The 6235-nt window shown below is 64.7% G+C and carries 6 protein-coding genes; 5 read left to right on the top strand and 1 reads right to left on the bottom strand.

The window, feature by feature from the left end:
- Positions 1 to 348: ribulose-phosphate 3-epimerase (locus tag IT775_RS15080; protein WP_425519558.1), on the top strand; the 348-nt coding region annotated here is incomplete at its 5' end.
- Positions 349 to 455: 107 nt separating this feature from the next.
- Here the strand turns inward: IT775_RS15080 and IT775_RS15075 are convergent.
- Positions 456 to 1013: a PAS and helix-turn-helix domain-containing protein gene (locus tag IT775_RS15075; RefSeq protein ID WP_212701946.1), complete on the bottom strand. Its 558-nt coding sequence runs from the start codon at positions 1011 to 1013 to the stop codon at positions 456 to 458.
- 330 nt (positions 1014 to 1343) lie between these two features.
- Here IT775_RS15075 and IT775_RS15070 point away from each other — a divergent pair, with 330 nt between their 5' ends.
- The 4 genes from IT775_RS15070 to IT775_RS15055 all read left to right on the top strand — a co-directional run bounded on the left by IT775_RS15070 (position 1344) and on the right by IT775_RS15055 (position 6182).
- Entirely contained in the window at positions 1344 to 2084 is a 741-nt protein-coding gene (locus IT775_RS15070) for an SDR family oxidoreductase (protein ID WP_212701944.1), read from the top strand.
- Positions 2085 to 2170: 86 nt separating this feature from the next.
- A complete protein-coding gene (locus tag IT775_RS15065; RefSeq protein ID WP_212701942.1) occupies positions 2171 to 3349 on the top strand; it encodes an MFS transporter in 1179 nt (392 codons plus the stop codon).
- Positions 3350 to 3421: 72 nt separating this feature from the next.
- Positions 3422 to 4444 (top strand): aspartate-semialdehyde dehydrogenase, encoded by a 1023-nt coding sequence (locus IT775_RS15060; protein ID WP_212701941.1) that lies wholly within the window; start codon positions 3422 to 3424, stop codon positions 4442 to 4444.
- A 106-nt stretch (positions 4445 to 4550) separates the two neighbouring features.
- Positions 4551 to 6182 (top strand): DUF4139 domain-containing protein, encoded by a 1632-nt coding sequence (locus IT775_RS15055; protein WP_212701940.1) that lies wholly within the window; start codon positions 4551 to 4553, stop codon positions 6180 to 6182.
- Positions 6183 to 6235: the final 53 nt, after the last annotated feature.

Raw genomic sequence — 6235 nt, 5'->3', positions numbered from 1 at the left:
TGCAAGGCGGGTCTGGCGCTGAACCCGGGCACCGGGGTCGAGGATATCGATTACCTGCTCGACATGGTCGACCTGGTTTGCGTGATGACGGTGAATCCCGGCTTCGGCGGGCAGAAGTTCATCCACAGCCAGGTCGAGAAGGTGAAGAAGCTGCGCGCCATGATCGGCGACCGGCCGATTCATATCGAGATCGACGGCGGCGTGACGCCGGAAACCGCGCCCTTGGTGGTGGAAGCCGGGGCCGACGTCCTGGTCGCCGGATCGGCGGTGTTCAAGGGTGGTTCGGTGGACAATCCCGCGCCCTATGGCGAAAACATGCGGGCGATCCGCGATGCGGTGAAGGGCTGACCCGCTTCAAGCGCACATGCGTGACGCTGTAATCCAAGCGCCAGTCCGCACTGCCGGGCTGGCGCTTTTGTCATGCGGGTTCCGGGGATGCGAAGGCGCGCGCCGGCCTAGGTCGGTCCGCCCGCGCTGAAGCCCGACAGGCGGGCCAGAAGCACCGCCACGTTCTTGACCTTGAACTTGCGCAACAGCCGGGCGCGCACATCCTCGATGGTGCGCGGCGACAGGTTCAGAACCTGCGCGATTTCCTTGCTGGTGCGGCCGCGCGACAGCCAGGTCAGCACCTCGCGTTCGCGCGGGGTCAGGCTGGGCCCGGCGGGGGTGTTGTCGATCAGCGTGAAGCTGAGCACGATGCGCGCCAGCGGGTCCTCGGGGGTCAGGGTGCGGGCGCGGAAGCGGCACCAGACATGATCGCCGGTCGCCGTTTCGATCAGCCTTTCATCGCTGTAGGGCAGGTCCTTTTTCAGCGGTTCCAGCCCGATATCGCGGATCTGGTGGAATTCCTGTTCGGTGCCGTACAGTACCCGGAAACTTTGCCCCAGAAGCTGCGATTTTTCATAGCCGAACATCTGTGCAAACGTGTCGTTGCACGACCGGATCACCCGGTGTTCGGTCAGCGCCAGTCCCATCGGCGCGTTTTCGAAAGCTATCTGGTCAAGGTCGTTCATGTTTCACCGTGATCCTACGGTATTGGAACAGTAACGGGACTGGAACATGGTTTTCGCGCGATTTGCAAGCCGCGACCCCGGGGCAAGGCCGTCGGGTGGCGGCGCATTGGTGTTGTGAAACAGGCGAGGCACGCGCAATGCATGGCAGAAGCGAAAGGGGGGTGCCGGTCAAGGTCGATCGCGGCCTGCACGAGCTGGTGCGGGTGATCACGGCGCCTTCCATCGACGGGGCAAGGCCACGGCGGCGCCGGAATTCGTTTTCAAACGGCAGAGTATCGTGCAGGAATTGATGGCCGACTGGGCGGCTGGGACATACAGGGAGGAAAACGGATGAGACTTGAAGGCAAAACCGCCATCGTCACCGGGGGCGCGTCGGGCTTCGGTGCTGGGATCGCGCGGAAATTCGCCGCCGAGGGCGCGCGGGTGATGGTTGCGGACCTGAATATCGCGCTGGCCCGCGGGGTGGCCGAAGAAATCGGCGGCATCGCCTGCCACGTGGACGTTTCCAACGATGCCAGCGTCGCCGCCATGGCGGGGTCGGTGCCTGAAGACTTCGGCGTCCCCGATATCCTCGTCAACAATGCCGGGATCACGCATCTGCCCGCCGCGATGGAGGAGGTGAGCGAAGAGGATTTCGACCGGGTTTGGGCGGTGAACTGCAAATCCGTCTATCTGACCGCGCGCCATCTGGTGCCGGCGATGAAGCAGGCCGGCAAGGGCGCGATCCTGAACGTCGCCTCGACCGCCGGAATCAGTCCGCGGCCCAAGCTGAACTGGTACAACGCGTCGAAGGGGTGGATGATCACCGCGACCAAGACGATGGCGGTGGAACTGGCGCCCGAGGGCATTCGGGTCAACGCGATCTGCCCGGTGGCGGGGGAAACGCCGCTGCTGGCCAGCTTCATGGGGGAGGATACGCCGGAAATGCGGGCGAAATTCCTGTCCACCATTCCGCTGGGCCGGTTTTCCACCCCCGAGGACATGGGCAACGCCGCCTGTTTCCTGTGTTCCGACGAGGCCGCGATGGTGACCGGCGTCGCGATGGAGGTCGATGGCGGGCGCTGCATCTGATTCCACCATGCGGAAACGGATGGTTTTCCGGCTTGCCGGGAGGGGCGTTTTCGCCGTAGGTGGCCCGGTCAAGGGAGGGAGCTGAAATGCGGATCGGATTGGCGCTGCTGTGCGCGGCTTACGTGTTGAGCCAGTTTTACAGGTCGTTCCTGGCGGTTCTGACCGAGGCATTGAAAACGGATGTCGGCGCCAGCGCCGAAGACCTGGCCAACGCGTCGGGCCTGTGGTTCCTGGCCTTCGCGCTGATGCAGATCCCGGTGGGCGAGGCGTTGGACCGGATCGGGCCGCGCCGCACCGCGGGCGTGTTGCTGCTGCTGGGCGGCGCCGGCGGGGCGGCTTTGTTCGGCCTAGCCACGACGCCGCTGCACATCTCGGTGGCGATGGTACTGATCGGCATCGGCTGTTCGCCGGTGCTGATGGCCAGCTACTATATCTTCGCGCGGGTTTACCCGGCGGCGATCTTCGCGACGCTGGCAGCGGTGTTGCTGGGCGTCGGCAGTCTTGGCAACCTGATGGGCGCGTTGCCGATGGCGATGGCGGCCGAGACGTTCGGATGGCGCGAAACCCTGTTCGGGCTGGCGGCGGTCAGCGCGCTGGTGGCTTTCGGGCTGCTGGTCACGGTGAAGGATCCCGAAAAGGTGGTGCATGAAACGCGCGGGTCGGTTCTGGACCTGCTGAAGATGCCGGCGCTGTGGCTGATCTTCCCTCTGGCATTGGTGCAGTATGCCCCGGCGGCAGGTCTGCGCGGGCTGTGGATCGGGCCCTACATGGCCGATGTTTTCGCCTTCGACACAACGGCGATCGGCAACGTCACGCTGGTGATGGGGGTGGCGATGATCCTGGGCACCTTCGCCTATGGGCCGATGGACCGGCTGCTGGGGACACGCAAATGGGTGATCTTCGGCGGCAATGCCGCGGTGGCGGTTGCCCTGGTGGCGCTTTGGGCGTTGCCGGCGGCGCATCCGTGGCTGTCGGTGGCCTTCTGCGCCGCTGTCGGGTTTTTCGGCGCCAGCTTCCCGATGATCATCGCGCATGGCCGCAGCTTCGTTCCCGACCACCTTGTCGGGCGCGGGGTGACGCTGCTGAACCTGTTCGCGATCGGCGGCGTCGGGATATTCCAGGTGATCACCGGGCGGCTGCATGCGGCGACGGTGGCGGGCGGCGGCGCGGCGGCGGACCCGTATCGGATGCTGTTCGGGTTCTTCGCGGTTCTCCTGATCGCGGGTTTGTTACCCTACCTGTTTTGCCGCGATCGCACCGATTGACGCGAATCCCCTTTATTTCCTTGGGGGGGTCCTGTATGTGCACGGCGTCTTAACGAAAGGAGACGACCCCAAATGGGCTATAAAGTCGCTGTAGTCGGTGCCACGGGCAACGTGGGCCGCGAAATGCTGAACATCCTGGCCGAGCGCCAGTTCCCCGTCGATGAGATTGTCGCGCTGGCAAGCCGCAAATCTCTTGGCACAGAAGTTAGCTTTGGCGACACGACACTCACTACCAAGGATCTCGACACTTTCGATTTCACCGGTTGGGACATGGCGCTGTTCGCCGTGGGGTCCACCGCGACCAAGCAGTATGCGCCGAAGGCGGCTGCTGCCGGTTGCGTGGTGATCGATAACTCGTCGCTGTATCGCTATGATGCCGACGTGCCGCTGATCGTGCCGGAAGTGAACCCGCAGGCGATTCACGGATATTCGAAGAAGAATATCATCGCCAACCCGAACTGTTCGACCGCGCAGATGGTGGTGGCGCTGAAGCCGCTGCACGACCGCGCCAAGATCAAGCGGGTCGTGGTGTCGACCTACCAGTCGGTTTCCGGTTCCGGCAAGGACGCGATCGACGAGCTGTGGAACCAGACCAAGGGCATGTATGTGCCGGGTCAGGAAGTCGAGCCGTCGGTGTATCCCAAGCAGATCGCCTTCAACGTGATTCCGCATATCGACGTCTTCTTGGACGATGGTTCGACCAAGGAAGAATGGAAGATGGTGGCCGAGACCAAGAAGATCGTCGATCCGGCGATCAAGCTGACCGCGACCTGCGTGCGGGTTCCGGTCTTCGTCGGCCATTCGGAAGCGATCAATATCGAGTTCGAGGACTTTCTCGATGAAGACGAGGCGCGCGACATCCTGCGCGAGGCGCCCGGCATCATGGTGATCGACAAGCGCGAAGACGGCGGCTACGTGACGCCGGTCGAATGCGTCGGCGATTTCGCCACCTTCATCAGCCGGATCCGTCAGGATTCGACCATCGACAACGGTCTGAACCTGTGGTGCGTGAGCGACAACCTGCGCAAGGGCGCGGCGCTGAACGCGGTGCAGATCGCAGAACTGCTGGGCCGCGAGGTCCTGAAGAAGGGCTGATTTCCGCCCATAGCTGACTTCACGGAGGGCGCCCATCGGGCGCCTTCTTGTCTTTTGCAGCCATTCGGCGAAATGTTGGCCAAAGACCTTCCAACGGAGTGAATTCATGCACCGTCATTTTGCCGCAATTTGTTTCTTCCCCGCAGTCGCCCTGACCCCGGTGGCCGGATTGGCCGACGTGATACGGCTGGACAGCCGGATCACGGATGTCACCGTCTATCCCGAGGGGGCCAAGATCACCCGGGTGGCCGAGTATTCCCTGCCCGCGGGCGATCATCAGTTGCGGGTTCTGGACCTGCCGGAAACCGCGATGCTGGATATGGTCCGGGCCAAGGTCGAGGGCGCTCGGATGGGCAGCGTGACGGTACGCGAAGATTTCGTGCCGCCGCGCGGCGAACAGGACAGCGACGCGATCAAGGCCGCGCGGGCCGAGGTCGAGCGGGCCGAGGATGCGCTGCGCACCAAGCAGGACGAGGCGGCGGCGCTGCGGCTGGCAAGGGAAGCGGCGGATACGCGGATCGGGTTCCTGAAACAGCTGGGGCAGGGCGATGCGCTGGATGGCGTGTCGGCGGACACGTTGCGCGACATTGCGCGGATGGTGGGCGAGGAAACGCTGGCCGCGCGGCAGGCGGTGCTGGAGGCCGAGGCCAAGGCGCGGGATGTCGACCGCGACATCGCCGATCTGAAAAAGGCGCTGGAACGCGCGCGGCAGGCGCTGGCGGCGCTGCAAACGGGCGGCGGCGAATACAACCTCGTCGAAGTGTCGGTCAGTGCCGAGGCGGCTGCCGACGGGGTGCTGACGGTGACCTATTTCACCCCTGTCGCGGGTTGGTCGGCGGTCAATGACGCCTTCCTGACTCTGGGTGACAAGCCCGGTCTGCGGCTGGATCGCGGCGCGATGGTCTGGCAGGGGTCGGGCGAAAACTGGCAGGGCGTGGCGCTGACCCTGTCGACAAGCGAACCGAGCGGCCAGTTCGAGCCGAGCGAGGTTCACCCCTGGCGGCGCCGGATCGAGGACGAGTTTCAACCGCTGCTGAAGCGCTCGATGGACATGGCCGGGGCCGAGGCGCCGATGGCGGCGCCCTCGGTGATGGTCGAGGAGGCGCGGGTGCAATCCTACCACGGGCTGATTTTCAACTATGCCTATCCCAAGCCGGTTTCGGTCGCGTCCGAAGCCGACGCGGTGCGGATCGCGCTGGGCGAGCTGACATTCGATCCGACGATCAAGGCGGTCGCCGCGCCGCTGTGGGACCGGACCGCCTTCCTGACGGCGGAATTCACCAACGGATCGGGCGAATTGCTGTTGCCGACACAGGCGACGCAACTGTTCCTGGAAGGCGAATATGTCGGGTCCCTGGCGACCGGGCAGGTGGCGGCGGGAGCCGAAACGGTGCTGCCCTTCGGCGCGATCGACGGGCTGCAGGTCAGCCGCGCGGTGACCCGCAATGAGGGCGATACCGGCATCCTGAGCAAATCCAACGAGGAAACCGAGGTCGCGCGGATCGAGGTGGAAAACCTGACCGGGCGGGCATGGCCGCTGCAGGTGCTGGACCGGGTGCCCTATTCCGAACAGGACGACCTGACGATCACCTGGCAGGCGCGGCCGACGCCGAGCGTCACCGATGTCGATGACAAGAAGGGCGTGCTGGCCTGGGATTTCGACATCGCGCCGGGCGCGACGCGGCAGATCGAGTTGAGCCACAGGATACAGTGGCCGCAGGACAAGGTTCTGCGCTAGGATCGCGGGCTTCGTCCCGGCCCGTGACAGGGCCGGTGACGCGGCCGGCGTTG

The sequence above is a fragment of the Thalassovita aquimarina genome (genome assembly GCF_018219815.1).
Taxonomy (GTDB): domain Bacteria; phylum Pseudomonadota; class Alphaproteobacteria; order Rhodobacterales; family Rhodobacteraceae; genus Thalassobius; species Thalassobius aquimarinus.
Note: the sequence above shows the minus strand (reverse complement) of the source record. Positions and strands in the feature narration are given on the sequence as shown.